This window comes from Caulobacter sp. FG121 (assembly GCF_057809815.1).
On the sequence record NZ_JBMDKR010000003.1, the window covers coordinates 98,689 to 112,688 of the forward strand.

The 14,000-nt window shown below is 67.4% G+C and carries 19 protein-coding genes; 2 read left to right on the top strand and 17 right to left on the bottom strand.

Going from position 1 to position 14,000, the window contains the following annotated elements; all coding sequences use genetic code 11:
• Window positions 1-15: 15 nt before the first annotated feature.
• Window positions 16-870 carry a universal stress protein gene (locus tag ACODSL_RS09280; protein ID WP_488900397.1) on the top strand — a complete coding sequence of 285 codons (855 nt, stop codon included), beginning with the start codon at window positions 16-18 and terminating at the stop codon, window positions 868-870.
• A 50-nt stretch (window positions 871-920) separates the two neighbouring features.
• Complete coding sequence (locus ACODSL_RS09285; protein ID WP_488900398.1) at window positions 921-1,673, top strand: SDR family NAD(P)-dependent oxidoreductase; 753 nt, start codon at window positions 921-923, stop codon at window positions 1,671-1,673.
• Here the strand turns inward: ACODSL_RS09285 and der are convergent.
• The 17 genes from der to ACODSL_RS09370 form a co-directional block, all read right to left on the bottom strand.
• Window positions 1,670-3,331: a ribosome biogenesis GTPase Der gene (gene der / locus ACODSL_RS09290; RefSeq protein WP_488900399.1), complete on the bottom strand. Its 1,662-nt coding sequence runs from the start codon at window positions 3,329-3,331 to the stop codon at window positions 1,670-1,672. The genes ACODSL_RS09285 and der overlap by 4 nt on opposite strands.
• 115 nt (window positions 3,332-3,446) lie before the next feature.
• Window positions 3,447-4,817, bottom strand: coding sequence for a PQQ-like beta-propeller repeat protein (locus ACODSL_RS09295; RefSeq protein ID WP_488900400.1), 1,371 nt, complete (start codon window positions 4,815-4,817; stop codon window positions 3,447-3,449).
• Entirely contained in the window at window positions 4,814-5,575 is a 762-nt protein-coding gene (locus ACODSL_RS09300) for a tetratricopeptide repeat protein (RefSeq protein ID WP_488900401.1), read from the bottom strand. Before ACODSL_RS09300 ends, ACODSL_RS09295 begins: the two co-directional genes overlap by 4 nt.
• Before the next feature lie 89 nt (window positions 5,576-5,664).
• Window positions 5,665-6,492: a 3-methyl-2-oxobutanoate hydroxymethyltransferase gene (gene panB, locus ACODSL_RS09305; protein ID WP_488900819.1), complete on the bottom strand. Its 828-nt coding sequence runs from the start codon at window positions 6,490-6,492 to the stop codon at window positions 5,665-5,667.
• Window positions 6,493-6,508: 16 nt separating this feature from the next.
• Window positions 6,509-6,892, bottom strand: coding sequence for a hypothetical protein (locus tag ACODSL_RS09310; protein ID WP_488900402.1), 384 nt, complete (start codon window positions 6,890-6,892; stop codon window positions 6,509-6,511).
• Entirely contained in the window at window positions 6,885-7,463 is a 579-nt protein-coding gene (locus ACODSL_RS09315) for an RNA polymerase sigma factor (protein WP_488900403.1), read from the bottom strand. Before ACODSL_RS09315 ends, ACODSL_RS09310 begins: the two co-directional genes overlap by 8 nt.
• Before the next feature lie 32 nt (window positions 7,464-7,495).
• Window positions 7,496-7,885: a DUF6249 domain-containing protein gene (locus ACODSL_RS09320; RefSeq protein ID WP_488900404.1), complete on the bottom strand. Its 390-nt coding sequence runs from the start codon at window positions 7,883-7,885 to the stop codon at window positions 7,496-7,498.
• Window positions 7,886-8,002: 117 nt separating this feature from the next.
• Window positions 8,003-8,302 carry a hypothetical protein gene (locus tag ACODSL_RS09325; RefSeq protein WP_488900405.1) on the bottom strand — a complete coding sequence of 100 codons (300 nt, stop codon included), beginning with the start codon at window positions 8,300-8,302 and terminating at the stop codon, window positions 8,003-8,005.
• Window positions 8,299-8,811, bottom strand: a complete 513-nt coding sequence (locus ACODSL_RS09330) for an RNA polymerase sigma factor (RefSeq protein ID WP_488900406.1) — start codon at window positions 8,809-8,811, stop codon at window positions 8,299-8,301. The genes ACODSL_RS09325 and ACODSL_RS09330 overlap by 4 nt, the downstream gene beginning before the upstream one ends.
• Window positions 8,812-8,813: 2 nt before the next feature.
• The gene (locus ACODSL_RS09335; protein WP_488900407.1) at window positions 8,814-9,251 is read right to left on the bottom strand and encodes a hypothetical protein; all 438 of its coding nucleotides are present in this window, start codon (window positions 9,249-9,251) and stop codon (window positions 8,814-8,816) included.
• Window positions 9,252-9,255: 4 nt separating this feature from the next.
• Window positions 9,256-9,453, bottom strand: a complete 198-nt coding sequence (locus ACODSL_RS09340; protein ID WP_488900408.1) for a hypothetical protein — start codon at window positions 9,451-9,453, stop codon at window positions 9,256-9,258.
• Between the two features lie 94 nt (window positions 9,454-9,547).
• A complete protein-coding gene (locus ACODSL_RS09345; protein WP_488900409.1) occupies window positions 9,548-10,153 on the bottom strand; it encodes a glutathione S-transferase family protein in 606 nt (201 codons plus the stop codon).
• Window positions 10,150-10,572: a hypothetical protein gene (locus ACODSL_RS09350; RefSeq protein WP_488900410.1), complete on the bottom strand. Its 423-nt coding sequence runs from the start codon at window positions 10,570-10,572 to the stop codon at window positions 10,150-10,152. The genes ACODSL_RS09345 and ACODSL_RS09350 overlap by 4 nt, the downstream gene beginning before the upstream one ends.
• An 82-nt stretch (window positions 10,573-10,654) precedes the next feature.
• Window positions 10,655-11,008 (bottom strand): ArsC family reductase, encoded by a 354-nt coding sequence (locus ACODSL_RS09355; protein WP_488900411.1) that lies wholly within the window; start codon window positions 11,006-11,008, stop codon window positions 10,655-10,657.
• 69 nt (window positions 11,009-11,077) lie between these two features.
• Complete coding sequence (locus ACODSL_RS09360) at window positions 11,078-12,199, bottom strand: dipeptidase (protein ID WP_488900412.1); 1,122 nt, start codon at window positions 12,197-12,199, stop codon at window positions 11,078-11,080.
• A gap of 90 nt (window positions 12,200-12,289) precedes the next feature.
• The gene (locus ACODSL_RS09365; protein WP_488900413.1) at window positions 12,290-12,751 is read right to left on the bottom strand and encodes a DUF3237 domain-containing protein; all 462 of its coding nucleotides are present in this window, start codon (window positions 12,749-12,751) and stop codon (window positions 12,290-12,292) included.
• A gap of 124 nt (window positions 12,752-12,875) precedes the next feature.
• Window positions 12,876-13,949, bottom strand: a complete 1,074-nt coding sequence (locus ACODSL_RS09370; RefSeq protein WP_488900414.1) for a sensor histidine kinase — start codon at window positions 13,947-13,949, stop codon at window positions 12,876-12,878.
• Between the last annotated feature and the right edge of the window lie 51 nt (window positions 13,950-14,000).

Genomic DNA, 14,000 nt, shown 5'->3' on the forward strand with positions numbered 1-14,000 from the left:
CCAAGGAGACGCGACATGGACCAGACTCTCGCCGCCCGGCAGCGCTTCGGCCGCATCATGCACGCCACCGATCTGTCCCCTGAAGGGGCATCGGCCTTCGCGCATGCGCTGAAGCTGGCTTTGGCCGCGCGGGGCGAGTTCTTCGTGGTTCACACGGCGCCGGATCGGGCCCAGGCGGGCGCCGAATGGGAAGCTTTCCCCGGCGTTCGCGCCACGCTGGCGCGCTGGCATCTCCTCTCGGAGGACGCGCCCAAGACGGCGGTGCGGGAAACCCTGGGCGTCAACGTGCGCAAGATCGACATCCCCGACCATAATCCGGTTCACGGGATCCAGGGGCTGGTCGATCAGTACGGCCTGGACCTTGTCGTCATGGCCAGCGAAGCGCGTGACGGCCTGTCGCGCTGGCTCCACGGCTCCGTCGCCGAATCCGTCGCCCGCAAGTCGGGATTGCCGGCGCTGTTTCTGCCCCGGAACGGCCACGGCTTCGTTGATCCCGTCGATGGTCAGGCCCGGCTTCGCAACATCCTGGTGCCCTTCAGCCGCAGCCCCGCCCCGGACAAGGCCCTCGCGTTCGCAATGGACATGACGACTCTCCTTGGTGACGCCGGAACGGTCATTCACCTGTTTCACGTCGGCGATGATCAGCCGATCATGCCCGACCCGCGCGAAGCCGGCTTCAGGATCGAGCACCGGCGGGGATCGGGACCGGTGGTGGAACAGATCGTCGCCACCGCTGACGCCATCGACGCCGACCTGATCATCATGGCGACCGACGGCCATGACGGCGTGCTGGACATCCTGCGCGGCAGCACCACCGAGCAGGTATTGCGTCACGCCGGCCGGGCGCTGATCGCCGTCCCCGCCGGCTGATCATCGTCCTGGATCGCGACATTCGCGAGCAGGGCCGCTAAACAGCGCGCATGGATTCCCTCGCTCTCAAGGACCGCATCGCCCTCGTCACCGGCGCGACCCGCGGCATCGGTTATCAGGCCGCGCTGGGCCTCGCCCGCGCTGGCGCCCATGTCATCGCCCTGGGACGCACCCAGGGCGCGCTGGAAGCGCTCGACGACGAGATCTTCGCGGCGACCGGTGAACACGCGACGCTGGTGCCGATCGACCTGAAAGAACCTGACGGCCTGGATGCCCTGGGCGCGCACATCTTCGAGCGGTTCGGCCGTCTGGACGTGCTGGTGCATTCGGCGGCCATCCTCGGCGCCCTGACGCCGACCGGTCATATGGACATCAAGCGCTGGGACGATGTCGTCTCGGTGAACCTGACCGCCACCTGGCGCCTGATCCGCTCGTTCGAGCCGCTTTTGCGGGCCTCTGACGCCGGTCGGGCGATCTTCCTGACCTCAGGGCGCGCGGTGCGTCCGAAGGCCTTCTGGAGCGCCTACGCCGCCACCAAGGCGGGCATGGAGGCGCTGGTGCGCTGCTGGGCCGACGAGATGGAAGAAACCGCCATCCGCGCGGTGTTGCTCGATCCCGACGCCATGCGCACGAAGATGCGCGCAGAGGCCTATCCGGGCGAGGACCCCGCCACGATCACCGACCCGGCCGAGATCGCGCCGCTGGTCGTGCAACTGGCCCAGGCGAATCTGGGTCTGCCCGACAACACCGTGTTGTTCAGCGAGTGGAAAGCCGCCGGCGGGGCTATTTCCGCGGGCGACTAACTCTTCTTCCCCGTCCGGGTCGTCGGCCTGGGCGGACGGCCTTTCACGGAACCGCCGCCGCGCAGCTTCTGGATGCCCGGGCGGGAGCCCTTGGCGCCCTTGGCCTTGGTGAACTTTAGCGCCACGGCGGCGCGGGCTTTGGCGGCCTTCACGCCGGTCAGCTTGACCACCGTCTTCTTGACCGGCTTGGGCTTCTCGATGCCCGCCTCGGCGTTGGCGATCTCTTCGGCGCGGGCAGCCTTGGCCTCGGCTGCGAGCGCCATGGCCTTTTCCTTCTTGATCAACCCGCCGGCCTGGTAGGACGGCGCCCCGCCCTTGGCTTCACCCTCGGCGTAGGGGTTCTTGTTGCTCTTCAGAGTCAGGCGGATCGGCACGCCCGGCAGGTCGAAGCTCTCGCGCATCGAGTTCACGAGATAGCGGCGGTACTGCTCAGGCATCTGTTCGGCCCGGCTGGAAAACAGTACGAAGGTCGGCGGGCGGGCCTTGGTCTGGGCCATGTATTTGGGCTTGATCCGCTTGCCGCCGACCGCGGGCGGCGGATGGCGCTGGACGGCCATCGCCAGCCAGTCGTTGAGGTCCCGCGTTTTCACCTTGGTCGACCAGTTCTCGTAGACCTTGGTCAGCGCCGGCATCAGGCGTTCAACGCCGCGGCCGGTCTCGGCCGACAGCGCGATCACCGGCGTGCCCTTGACCTGCGGCAGCATGCGCTCGGCGTGTTCCTGGAAGGCCTTCAGGCGCGCCTGCGGATCCTCGACGAGGTCCCACTTCGCCAGCACGAAGACCAGCGCCCGCCCTTCGCGCTCGACCAGGTCGGCGATTTGCAGATCCTGGATCTCGAACGGATGGGTGGCGTCCATCACCAGCAGCACGACCTCGGCGAAGGTGATGGCGCGGATCGAGTCGGAGGTGGAGAGTTTTTCCAGCTTCTCCTGAACCTTGGCCTTGCGGCGCAGGCCCGCGGTGTCGACCAGGCGGATCTTGCGGTCGTTCCACTCCCACTCGACCGATATCGCGTCCCGCGTGATGCCGGCCTCGGGGCCAGTCAGCATGCGGTCCTCGCCGATCAGGCGGTTGACCAGGGTCGACTTGCCCGCGTTCGGGCGGCCGACGATGGCGATCAGGATCGGCTTGTCGGCGGTGTCCTCTTCCTCCTGGAAGCCGATTTCCGCGTCGAAGCCCGCCAACAGGGCATAGAGGTCGGCCATCCCTTCGCCGTGTTCGCCGGAGATGGCCAGCGGCTCGCCGAACCCCAGAGACCAGGCCTCGGCGATGCCGGTGTCGCCGGCCCGGCCCTCGGCCTTGTTGGCCGCGAGGATGACCGGTCGCTGATATCGACGCAGAATGCCGGCGAAGATTTCGTCGCCCGGCGTGATGCCCTCGCGAGCGTCGACCAGAAACAGGACCACGTCGGCTTCCTGGATCGCCAGCTCGGTCTGGGCGCGCATTCGCGCCTCGAGGCTGTCGTCGTCGACGTCCTCAAAACCGGCCGTATCAATCAGGATCAGCTCCAGATCGCCAAGGCTGCCGCTGGCGAAGCGACGGTCGCGGGTGACGCCCGGACGGTCGTCGACGATGGCGAGCTTCTTGCCCGCCAGCCGGTTGAACAGCGTGGACTTGCCGACATTCGGCCTGCCGACGATGGCGAGTTTGAGAGGCATGCTGACTTCTTAAACGACTTCGACCGCGCCCCCGAAAGGAACGCGGTCACAGGATAGCAGACGCGGCGAAGATTGGATGGCGCGGCCTGCGGGGCCGCGCCAATACCACGGAAAGCTACTTGATCGCCACCAGTTCGCCCTTGTCGGTCACGACATAGATCATGCCGTTGGCCGCGACGGGCGTGGTCAGGACCGGCGACCCGATCTTGATTGTCTTCAGGACGTCGCCGGTCTTCGGGTTCAGGGCGATCGCGCGGCCGTCGCTGGAGACGACCACGAGGCGGTCGGAGGCCAGCAGCGGGCCGCTGAACAGCGAGCGATCCTTGCTCTTCTTGATCCCGGCGTTCAGGTCCTTGATCCAGTAGACCTGACCGTTTTCGCGGGACGCGCAGATCACTTCACCGGCCTGCGAAATCAGGTAGACCACGTCGCCGGCGGGCAGCGGGCTGTCGATCGAGGCAACCGGCAGCGACCAGCGCGCCTGGCCGGTGCGCAGATCGGTCGAGGCGAAGATGCCGCCATGGCTGGCGGCGTAGACGTCGCCCTGGTGGATGACCGGGCGACCCGCGACGTCGCGGATCTCGGACAGGGCCGTCGTCCGGCTCGACTTGGACAGGGTGTTGTTCCACAGGTCGTTGCCGTTGGCGGTGCTGAGCGCGACCACTTCACCCGAGGCGAAGGCGGCGACCACGGTGTTGCCCGAAAGCGCCGGGCTGGGCGAGGCCAGAATGCGGGCCGGTTCGACAAGCGCCTGATAGGTCCAGCCCGGCGCACCGGTGGCCGTGTCATAGGTTAGAAGCTCGTTGTCGGTGCTGACGACGAACATGCGGCCGTGGCTGACGACCGGCGCCCCGTGAACCGGCGAGTCGGTCTTGTGTGTCCAGCCAACCTTGCCCGTCATCGCGTCCAGCTGGGCGACCACGCGGAAGCCCGACGAGGCGTAGAGCTTGCCATCGGCGAAGGCGATGCCGCCGCCAAAGCCGTCCTTGTCGCGCTTGGTGTGCGGGCGGAACGACGACTTCCAGACCATGGCGCCGGTCTGGGCGTCGATCGAAGCGATATCGGTCACCGCGTCCATCACATAGACGCGGCCGCCGGCGATGATCGGGCCGGCGGTAATGTGGAAGGCGCGGTCCGAACCCTTGCCGAAGCCGCGACGCCAGGCGATTTCGAACGCCGGCGCGGCCTCCACGTTCTCGACGTTGGATTCACCAAGGCCGCCCGGCTGAGGCCAGTCACTCTGCGGCAGGGCCGGCGGAAGGAAGAAGTCGACGCCCTTGAGCGCGTCCGTCGCCGTAACGCGCTGGTCAAAAGCGATGATCGAGATGCGGCGACCGTCGCCGGCGACTTCCTGCGGCTTGGGCTTCTTGCCGAAGGACGGAACGAGCTTGCCCGCGGCGTCGCCCACGGCGCTGACCGTGGAGCATCCGCCAAGCGCCATGGCGCCGGCGATCAGGACGGCGACGCCGACGTTACGCGAGATCATTGAGGAGTTCCCTGGGCTTGCGGACCGCCGGGGCCCATCAGGCCCTCCGGCATCTGCGGGGGCGGCGGCGGCAGAAGGGCGGCGGCCTTCGCGGCGGCCGGAATGGCCGCGGCTGAGCCGGAATCGATCAAGGAGATCGCGGCCTGGGCCCGGCGACGCATGCCGTCGGTCGCGCCGAGCACCTGTGAGAGGTAGGTGAAATCGGCCTTCGCTTCGCTGGCCTTGCCGGCCATGATCTTGGCGAAGGCAAGCGCTTCGCGCGCCTGGAGGCGGTAGGGACGATTGTCTTCCATCAGGGGGGTCAGCCTGCCCTCGATATCCTTGTAGGAAGCCGTATCCAGAAGCGCCAAGGCGGATTTGAGGCGGGCGAGGTCGCCGAGGACCGGATCGCTGGCGGCGCCGGCGGCCTTGTCCCAGAGCGCGACGGCCTCATCTGCCTTGCCGGCTTCCATGCGCATGCCGCCCTGGGCCATCAGGCCGAGTGCGCGATAGCCCTTGGCCGGCGACTTGGCGACTTCACCGAACTTGGCGTAGGCGCCGCTGGTGTCGCCCTGGGCGCTGGCCTCGAGCGCGGCCATGTAGGTTTCGGAGGCCTTGTTCGCCTGGGACTTCGAATAGGAGTCCCAGCCCCAGAAGGCGAGCGCCACGATGAGGGCGGCCGCGGCGATGCCGATCGCCCATGGCAGGGCCTTCATCGCAAGGGCGCGATACCGCTCGACGCGGATCTGGTCCTCGACTTCTTCAAAAACATCGACCACGAACGGGCGCTCCGCGAAATCCGCTGATTGAGGCTGCGGAACCTATAGGGTGAGCCGCTCCGCTGCAACGCGGCGTGACGCCGAGGTCCTCAGGACTTTTTCGAGAAATAGGTCTCCGCCTCGCCCGGGAAGGTTCGGGCGCGGACATCGTCGGCATAGGACCGGGCGGCGGCGGCGATTTCGCCCTTGAGGTCAGCGTAGCGCCGGACGAATTTCGGGGTCCAGTCGAACAGGCCCAACATGTCGTCGGTGACCAGAATCTGGCCGTCGCAGCCGGCGCTGGCGCCGATTCCGATGGTCGGCGGAAGGATGCCGGCGGTGATGTCCCGCGCGAGCGGCTCGGCGACGCCCTCGACGACGACCGCGAACGCCCCGGCGTCGGCCGTGGCCCGCGCCTCGGCGAGGATGCGCGTGCGCTCGTCTTCCGTGCGACCCTTGGCCTTGAAGCCGCCGTCCACCAGTACAGCCTGGGGCCGCAGCCCGACATGACCCATCACGGGGATGCCGCGCTTGACGAGGTAATCGATGGTTTCGGGCACCGTCGGGCCGCTCTCGACCTTCACGGCCTGACAGCCCGTCTCCTTCATGACCCGGGCGGCGTTGGCGTAGGCGTCTTCCTTCGACCCCTCGTAGGAACCGAAGGGCATGTCGACCACGACCATGGCGCGGCGTGACCCGCGCATGACGGCCTGGCCGTGCAGGATCATCATCTCGAGCGTGACCCCGACCGTGTTGGGCAGGCCGTGCACCACCATCCCCACCGAGTCGCCGACCAGTATCAGGTCGCAGGCCTCGTCGAGGATCGCGGCCACCGGCGCGGTGTAGGCCGTCAGGCAGACGATCGGCACGCCGCCCTTGCGGGCGGCGATGTCCGGCGCGGCGAGGCGACGGATGGTCTCTTCACGATGGGCGGACAGGAAGGCCTCCTGCGGGTTACTGGAACTCTTCCACCGCGCGGGTCACGGCGAACGCCAGCGCCATAACACCCAGAGCCGCCGCCAGCCACAGGGCCTCGCCGCCGAACGGCAGGGCCGAGATGTTCTCGCCCGTCCTGACCAGCCCGTTCACGCTGCTGGTGAAGGCCACGGCGTTGCGCTGGGTCACCTCGCCGGCGTCGAACAGCAACCGCGACCCGAGCAGCTGACTGACCCCGATAAGGCCGGCCACCAGGCCCGCGGCGCCGATGCCGACCTGTCGCAGGTTCCAGCCCCGGTCGAGCCGAAGCTCGACCAGCCGGGCGAAAGCTTCGGCGTCAGGCATGACCGGGGGTTCGTTGAACATCCGGTCCAGCCGCATCTCGAAATCGAGTTCAGCCATGACCTTCTCTCCCCGTCGGCTCGCCGTGCGCGCCTTCAGGCGGCGCAAGTCGGAGCCGGAGCTTATCCAGACCACGTTTGACATGGGATTTGACCGTTCCCAGAGGCGCATTCAAGGCCTCGGCTGCTTCGGCATGCGAGACGCCCGCTCCGTAACAGAGCGAAACGCACATCCGTTCCGCGGGCGAAAGCGTCTTCATCGCCTCGTCCAGGTCGATGCGGGCGGCCGCGGACGCCTCCCCGCCGTGACCGTCCTCAATCTCCTCGGCCTCGACATCAAAGCGCGACTCCTTGCGCCAGCGGCGCACGTAGAGCCTCGCCGCGATCTTGCGGACCCAGGCCGAAAAAGCGCCCTCGCCGCGAAACTCCGAGATACGCTCGAAGGCCGCGAGAAAGGCGTCCTGCGCGATGTCGTCAGCCAGCGACGGCTCGGCGCCCATGCGCCGCAGCAGCCCCCGCACCGCCGAGCCGTGTCGGCGAACGAGTTCGCCAAAGGCCGGCCGGTCGCCCGCCGCCGCGAGAGCGGCGAGCTCGACATCATGCAGACTGGCGGGTGTTCTGACCCCGGCCATGGTGGTGCGCTCCCCTTCCAGCCCTGATCGGATCAGGGTTGCTTGGCTTTGTTGGGGTTGAAGAAGCTGAGGACGATGTAGGCCAGCCCGATCACCGACGGGATGGTCGCGATGCCCAGGAGAGGGTGATAGGCGTCGGCGTCTTCGAAGCCGATCATGAAGCCGAAGGCGGCCAGACCCAGGCCAATGGCGAGCCAGATCACGCCGGTGCGAATGTCGCTGAGGGACGTCGGCGCGACCTTCACGTTCTTGGTCATGGCGTCGATGATCTCGGGCGGCAGCGGCTGGCCCTTTTCGATGGCGGTGCGCAGCGTGGCCTGCATTTCGCGGCGTTCACGGCTCTTCAGCCAGGCCGGCACGACGATGATGGCGGTCACCATGGCGAAGGGCGCCAGGGGAATCAGGATTTCGGCTCCGGTCACGTTTTTCTCTCCTCGATCTCGGCGGCGAAGCGTCTGTGCGTTCGCCTTCTGACTAGGTAGAGGCGCCGGTGGGTCCCAACGGATGCGGGGCGCCGGATGAAATCTTCGTAACGCGAACTACAGCCGGATTCGGAGGACCGAGAGGTTCCGGCTGATCACCAGAAAGGCGGCCGTCAGGGTCAGCACCGCGGCGACCGGCGACAGCATCCGCGACACCGGCTCGATCAGGGCGCCGAGCGCCGGCGCACAGGCCCAGAGGGCCACGGCGGCGGCGAGCGCCAGCACCGCGCTGTTCGCAAGCCCGGCCAGCAACTCTCGCTGGGCCACCTTCCGCGCGACCTCGGCCGTGAAGACCGGATCCTGTACAGGGCCCCGGCCTTCCTTGAGGAAGGCGGACAGACGCTGCTCGGCCGTCATGGCTTGTCTCCCAATACACTCAGCAGTTTATCCCGGCCGCGCGCGACATGCGACTTTATCGTGCCCAGCGGCAGACCCAGGGCGTCCGCCGCCTCGCCGTGCGACCAGCCGTCCGCGAGGCAAAGGGTCACCGCGGCGCGCTGGTCCTGAGGCAAGGTCGCCATGGCGGCCTCGAGCGCCATGCGGTCCTCGGCCGCCAGACCTGAGGTCTGCTCGTCCCGCTCCTGCGTCCAGGCGTGGTCGCGGCGGGCGGAGCGGGCGGCGGAACGGTTCAGGGTCAAGGCCTTTCGCCAGGCGATGCCATAGAGCCAGGGCCGAAACCCCTCGTCATCGCGCAGCCGGCCCAAGTTGCTCCAAGCGGTGACGAACGCTTCCTGCGCGACGTCGTCCGCATCGGCGCCCGCGGCGCGGCGCAGGAACCGTCGCAGACCCTGCTGGTGTCGGTCTACGAGCCGCCCGAAGGCGGCCTGGGAGCCGCCCCTCGCCGCCCGGACAAGCGGCGCATCCACCGTCAGTCCTTCGGCGACCGCATCATCAGGGTCGCCACCAGCGAGGACAGGCACAGGGCGCCCATCACGAAGGTGACGATCAGGAACGCCGGCCCCGCCTCATAGAGGTCTGTCTGGGCGGCGTAGCCGAACCCGAGGGCCAGCGAGCCGAACAGCGCCACATTCGGCCAGCCGCCGACGCCGCGTCCGCCATAGTAGCGCCGCATGCGGCGGCCGCGGCCCTCGTCGCGGTCCCAGTCGTCATCGGACGAGGACTTGTTGAGGCTTTCCATCAGGCCGGGCGGGATTTCCCTGCCGCTGGCCACGTAGGTCTTGATCAGGTCGAGCGTGTCGCGGTGACGCCGCAGGTTCAGCAGGCTCTGCCATGCGCCGGCGATGAACCAGAACAGCGGGAACATCAGCCACCAGTATGACCGGAACAGGTCCTCGAAGCTGTCCATGGTCCTATCCTCCGGTCCGGTTGCGGCCGCCGAGTTTGTCGATCAGGCCGGCCGGGATGTCCCTGCCGCTGTCGGCGAAGTGTTTGATGAGGTTGAGGCTGTCGCGGCGGCGTTGCAGGTCGAGCCACCCCCGGAAGCCGCCGATGAGCATCCACGCCAGCGGGAACATCAGCCACCAGAATGAACGGAACAGGTCTTCCATGATCTTGCCTCCAGCCCCGACGCATCGTTTGCGTCTTTCTATGAGGTAGTCGCCGCCGATCCTGGCGACGGATGCAGCGGATGCAAAATTATTTTCAGGCCTGCGCGGCCTGGGCGCGCTGACAGGCCGGGCGCGCCGCCAGCCGGTCGCGCCAGGCTGCCAGCCGGTCCGGGATCGCGCCGTTCAGCGCCCCCTTCCAGATGCCCAGCGTGGTGCTGAGCGCGATGTCGGCCAGGGTCAGATCGTCGCCGACCATGAACGCACGGTCGCCCAGCTGATCCTCGATGAATCCGATGAACTGTTCGGCCCGGGCATTCATGGTGCGCACCGACCAGTTCTGCTTGTCAGCCTCGGGCGCGCCGAACCGGGCCGCCATAAGCGGGTTCAGGGTTCCGCCCAGGCTGGCCTCGCTGAACACCGTCAGCTGCAGCACCTTCGCCAGCGCCGGACCGTCGTTCACGGGCAGAAGGGGCGTCGGGCCATACCGCTGGGCGACGTATAGCATCATCGCCACCGACTCGTTGATCGCCACACCGTCATCCTCGAGGAACGGGACCGATCCGAGCGGATTGAGCGCGAGGTATTCCGCGCTCGGCGGAAACGTGACGGGCGAGGTCTCGTAGGGAACCCCCATTTCCTCGCAGACCCAGAAGACCCGCACGCCGCGCGCGCCGCGCGGAAAGTTGTGGATCCTGATCATCGCCCTGCCCGCTTCAGGTGAACCCAACCGCCGCCCAGCGCGCACAGCGGGCCGGTCACCGCGACAGCCACCGCGTACCAGACCGGCCCGAGATCGGTCGCGACCGCCGCGACGATTCCCAGTAGGCCCGCCAGGCCGCCGATGATCGCCAGCGCCAGCACGTGCTTCATCGGCGCGCCGGGCGCGAGCCGGGCCGTCAACCACCCACCCACCGCCGTGAAGACGCCCCGGTAGGCCAGCGCCAGCAAAAACAGCAGCGGGTCTTCCATTTTCTGGTCAGCCGGCGGGAAGACGCCCGTGGCGTGCATCACCGAGTCCCCGGCCGTCGACAGCGCCACCACCACCATGAACCCGACCAGCACCGCCGCGACACTGGTCAGCCAGCGTGGCGGCCCGGCTTTCGCCTTCGTATCGGTCAAAGCCACCCTCCCCCTTCAGACCCGCGCATAGTTGCTCATCCGCGGGCGCGATGCATCCCCGAAGACCCCGCAGCTGGCGCGGTCAGCCGCGCGGGAACACCGACGCATAGGTGTCCGGCTTGAATCCGACCGTCAGGGCGCCATCGACGTCCAGCACCGGCCGTTTGATCATCGAGGGCTGGGCGACCATCAGGGCGATCGCCTTCGCCTCGTCGATGCCCGTCTTGTCGGCGTCCGGCAGTTTGCGGAAGGTTGTGCCGGCCCGGTTCAGCAGCAGCTCCCAGCCGACCTTCGCCGCCCAGCGCTGAAGCGTGGCCGCGTCGATGCCGACGGCCTTGTAGTCATGAAAGGCGTAGTCCACGCCATGACCGTCCAGCCAGTCGCGGGCCTTCTTCATGGTGTCGCAGGCCTTGATGCCGTGCAGGGTGACAGTCATTGGGGAGTCGATCCGGGTCCGGGTGAGCCTGCGTCCGCCCTACCGCCAAACGGGAGTCGACGCTACGTCTCAGCCGCCCCAGACCTCTCCGTAGAGCCGCATCAGATTTCCCCCGAAAACCTTCTCGATCCGAGTCGCCTTCCAGCCGCGTGCGATCAGGTCGTCCGCCAGCATGCGAAAGCGCATCGGGCTGTTGTAGTCGGCCACATAGGTGAAAACGTCAGGGCCTTCGCCGGGCGCGGCGATGCCGGCCGCGGCGCGACGTTCGTACTCGGCCTTCGCCTCGGCGCGGCCCTTGTCATCGATCACAAGGGCGCTGGTGCCGCCGTCCGTACCGATCGAGACGTGATCTTCGCCGCAGACATTCACCGCGTGCTCGAAATGGCGGATGAGGTCATCCCGGGTCGGTTTGCTGTCAGCGCTCAGGAACGGCATGAAGTAGATGCCCGCCACGCCGCCCTTGTCAGCCATGGCCTTCAGCTCGGCATCGGTGGTGTTGCGCGGATTGTCGTTCAGCGCGCGGCACCCCGTGTGGCTGATGGTCATCGGCCGTGTAGCCGCGGCGATGGACTCGGCGATGGTGCGTTGTCCGCCGTGAGACAGGTCGAGAAGAAGCTTGGCCTTCTCGATCGCGGCGATGGTCTCATGGCCGAGTTTCGACAGGCCCGCGTTGGCCGACTCCAGCGCCCCGTCGCCGCACAGATTGCGCCGGTTGTAGGTCAACTGCAGGATGCGCAGTCCGAGATTTTTGAACATCGCCACCCGCTCGAGGCGGGTGCCGATCGCCGTGGTGTCCTGGAAGCCGGCGATGATGGCGATCTTGCCGACCTGCTTGGCGGCGGCAATGTCCGACGCCCTGAGAGCGGGGACCATCAGGTCGGCGTTGTCGGCGAGCATCAGGTCATTGTCGGCGAGACCGGCGACCGCGGTTTCAAAGGCGTCCGGGTTGTTGCCCGGCGGGGCCACCGTCACGTTGAAGGCGGTGATTCCCGTCCCGAGCAGTTCAGCGCGCCCTCGGGGCGACAGGCGCGTCGCGCCCTCGACGTAATCGGGGTCGGATGGCCCGCCGAGGCCATCGATGACGATCATTCTGCGCCAGGCGTCTTGCGAAAGACCGGCAGCCAACGCCGAGGCAGGCGACAGGGCCAGCGGGCTGGCGGCGATCAACGTCAGAAGCGTACGACGGTCCATTCGGTGTTCCCCAGTTCGCAGGAACCCTGATCAGACCGACCGAAGCGGGCAAGTGAATTCCCGCTCATTTTCGGGCGCGCCAGAGGCCGATCAGCCGATCTGGAAGATGGAATAGACCGGGCCGGTCGCCGTCTGTTCGCCTGTGCCCACCGCGACCACGTCGTTGAGCCAACTGTAGCGTTCGTCGCCACATTCGAAACGGGCGACGATGGCCAGCGAGTATTCCGAGGGGTCCAGCAACGCGCCCTTGCCGAAACGCGCCATGACGTCGGGCCCGGCGACGAAGCGGCCCTGATAGGTCAGGTAGACGAGGACGCCGTCGTCAGTCTTCAGGGTCAGACGGACATCGATGACCATCATCCCGTCCGGGCGGTTGATCACCCAGTCCGCGCCGCCGAGCACGGTCCCGTTCAGCCGGTCGCCGACAAAGGTCCCGCCGGTCACCGGCGCGATGCGTCGCAGGCCGGCCGGCGTCTGGCCAATCGTGGTCATGCCCCGGAAGTCGACCGTCAGGGTCAGGGTGGTCAGCAGGCTGTAACGCAGGCTCTTCATGGCTACGGGCCTAGCACCTGAACCTGCTCGAGAGGAGTCGTCCCCGTCGGTACAGAACGCGGCCTGCCGGCCCTCCGCAGCAGATCCCGATCCGCGCGACGATTGCCCGGCGCGGCCCGCAGGGTCAGGCGGGGTTCGGCGCCGCGTCCGCGCGGGCGAAGAACACCGTCACGCGCATGCCGGCGCCCGGACTGGACTCGACGTCGACCCTGGCCCGGGCGTTCTGACGCAGGGATTGCACGATCAGCACGCCCAGCCGGCCGGGCTTCGGCCAGACGGCGCCTTGCGCCAGGCCCACGCCGTCATCGGAAATCGTCACCGTGCAGCCGTTGTCGTCAATCAGGCTGTGCAGACTGATCGTACCGCCGTCGCGGCCGACGAAGGCATGCTTCAGGGAATTGGTCAGAACCTCGTTGACCACCAGCCCCGCCGGCATGGCTACGTTGATCGACACAGGCCAGGTATCGACCTGCAGATTGAGGTGGATGCCTTCAACCGCGTGAGCCTGCATGACCGCCGACGCGATCTGGCTGAGATAGACGCCGAGATCGACGCTCTCGCTGAAGGAGTCATTGGCGAGGGTCTGATAGAGGATGGCGAGCGCGCCGACGCGGCCGGCCAGACGGTCGAAGGGCTCACCGTCAATGTGATCCGGCGCGTTGCGGGCCTCCAGCCGGATCAGGGCGGTGATCATCTGGAGATTGTTCTTCACCCGATGCTGCAGCTCCTGCAGCAGCACATCCTTTTCCTGGATCTGGGTTTCGAGAAGCGCACTGTCGCTCCGCCTCACCTCCGCCAACGCGACCAGCCGGAATATCGGATGCCCGTCATCATCCTGAATGATGTTCGACCAGGCATCGACGGACAGCGGACCGCCCTCGCCATCCAGGTCAAAGGCGCCGATGTAGTCCTCGTCCGCGGCGATGGCGTCGCTGAGCTTGCGCCCTTCGGCGGCCGAGGCGATCACGTTCAACACGTCCCAGGACTTGCCCCGGACAGACTCTGCTGCCTGTCCGGTCAACCGCTCGAACTCGAGATTGGCGTAGGTCACCCGCTCCGACGGATGCAGTTCCGCCACTGCAACGGCCAGCGGCATGTGATCGAGGAATTGCTTGAACCGGTCGCTTTCCAGCGCCTCGGCCAGGTGCGGCGTGTCCAGAAGGGCTCCGACGGCCGGCTTGTCATCTTCATCGGACATGCGCCGTCACTACCCACGGGTACGGCGCGCGGAACAGCACAGCGCGCGATG

What these genes read in the sequence shown, in the direction of transcription:
- ACODSL_RS09280 (WP_488900397.1), top strand. Translation starts at nt 16, where the DNA reads ATGGACCAGACTCTCGCCGCCCGGCAGCGCTTCGGCCGCATCATGCAC.
- ACODSL_RS09345 (WP_488900409.1), bottom strand. Translation starts at nt 10,153, where the DNA reads ATGATCAGGATCCACAACTTTCCGCGCGGCGCGCGCGGCGTGCGGGTC.
- ACODSL_RS09355 (WP_488900411.1), bottom strand. Translation starts at nt 11,008, where the DNA reads ATGACTGTCACCCTGCACGGCATCAAGGCCTGCGACACCATGAAGAAG.
- der (WP_488900399.1), bottom strand. Translation starts at nt 3,331, where the DNA reads ATGCCTCTCAAACTCGCCATCGTCGGCAGGCCGAATGTCGGCAAGTCC.
- ACODSL_RS09370 (WP_488900414.1), bottom strand. Translation starts at nt 13,949, where the DNA reads ATGTCCGATGAAGATGACAAGCCGGCCGTCGGAGCCCTTCTGGACACG.
- ACODSL_RS09365 (WP_488900413.1), bottom strand. Translation starts at nt 12,751, where the DNA reads ATGAAGAGCCTGCGTTACAGCCTGCTGACCACCCTGACCCTGACGGTC.
- ACODSL_RS09360 (WP_488900412.1), bottom strand. Translation starts at nt 12,199, where the DNA reads ATGGACCGTCGTACGCTTCTGACGTTGATCGCCGCCAGCCCGCTGGCC.
- ACODSL_RS09335 (WP_488900407.1), bottom strand. Translation starts at nt 9,251, where the DNA reads ATGGACAGCTTCGAGGACCTGTTCCGGTCATACTGGTGGCTGATGTTC.
- ACODSL_RS09295 (WP_488900400.1), bottom strand. Translation starts at nt 4,817, where the DNA reads ATGATCTCGCGTAACGTCGGCGTCGCCGTCCTGATCGCCGGCGCCATG.
- ACODSL_RS09285 (WP_488900398.1), top strand. Translation starts at nt 921, where the DNA reads ATGGATTCCCTCGCTCTCAAGGACCGCATCGCCCTCGTCACCGGCGCG.
- ACODSL_RS09325 (WP_488900405.1), bottom strand. Translation starts at nt 8,302, where the DNA reads ATGACGGCCGAGCAGCGTCTGTCCGCCTTCCTCAAGGAAGGCCGGGGC.
- ACODSL_RS09315 (WP_488900403.1), bottom strand. Translation starts at nt 7,463, where the DNA reads ATGGCCGGGGTCAGAACACCCGCCAGTCTGCATGATGTCGAGCTCGCC.
- ACODSL_RS09310 (WP_488900402.1), bottom strand. Translation starts at nt 6,892, where the DNA reads ATGGCTGAACTCGATTTCGAGATGCGGCTGGACCGGATGTTCAACGAA.
- ACODSL_RS09340 (WP_488900408.1), bottom strand. Translation starts at nt 9,453, where the DNA reads ATGGAAGACCTGTTCCGTTCATTCTGGTGGCTGATGTTCCCGCTGGCG.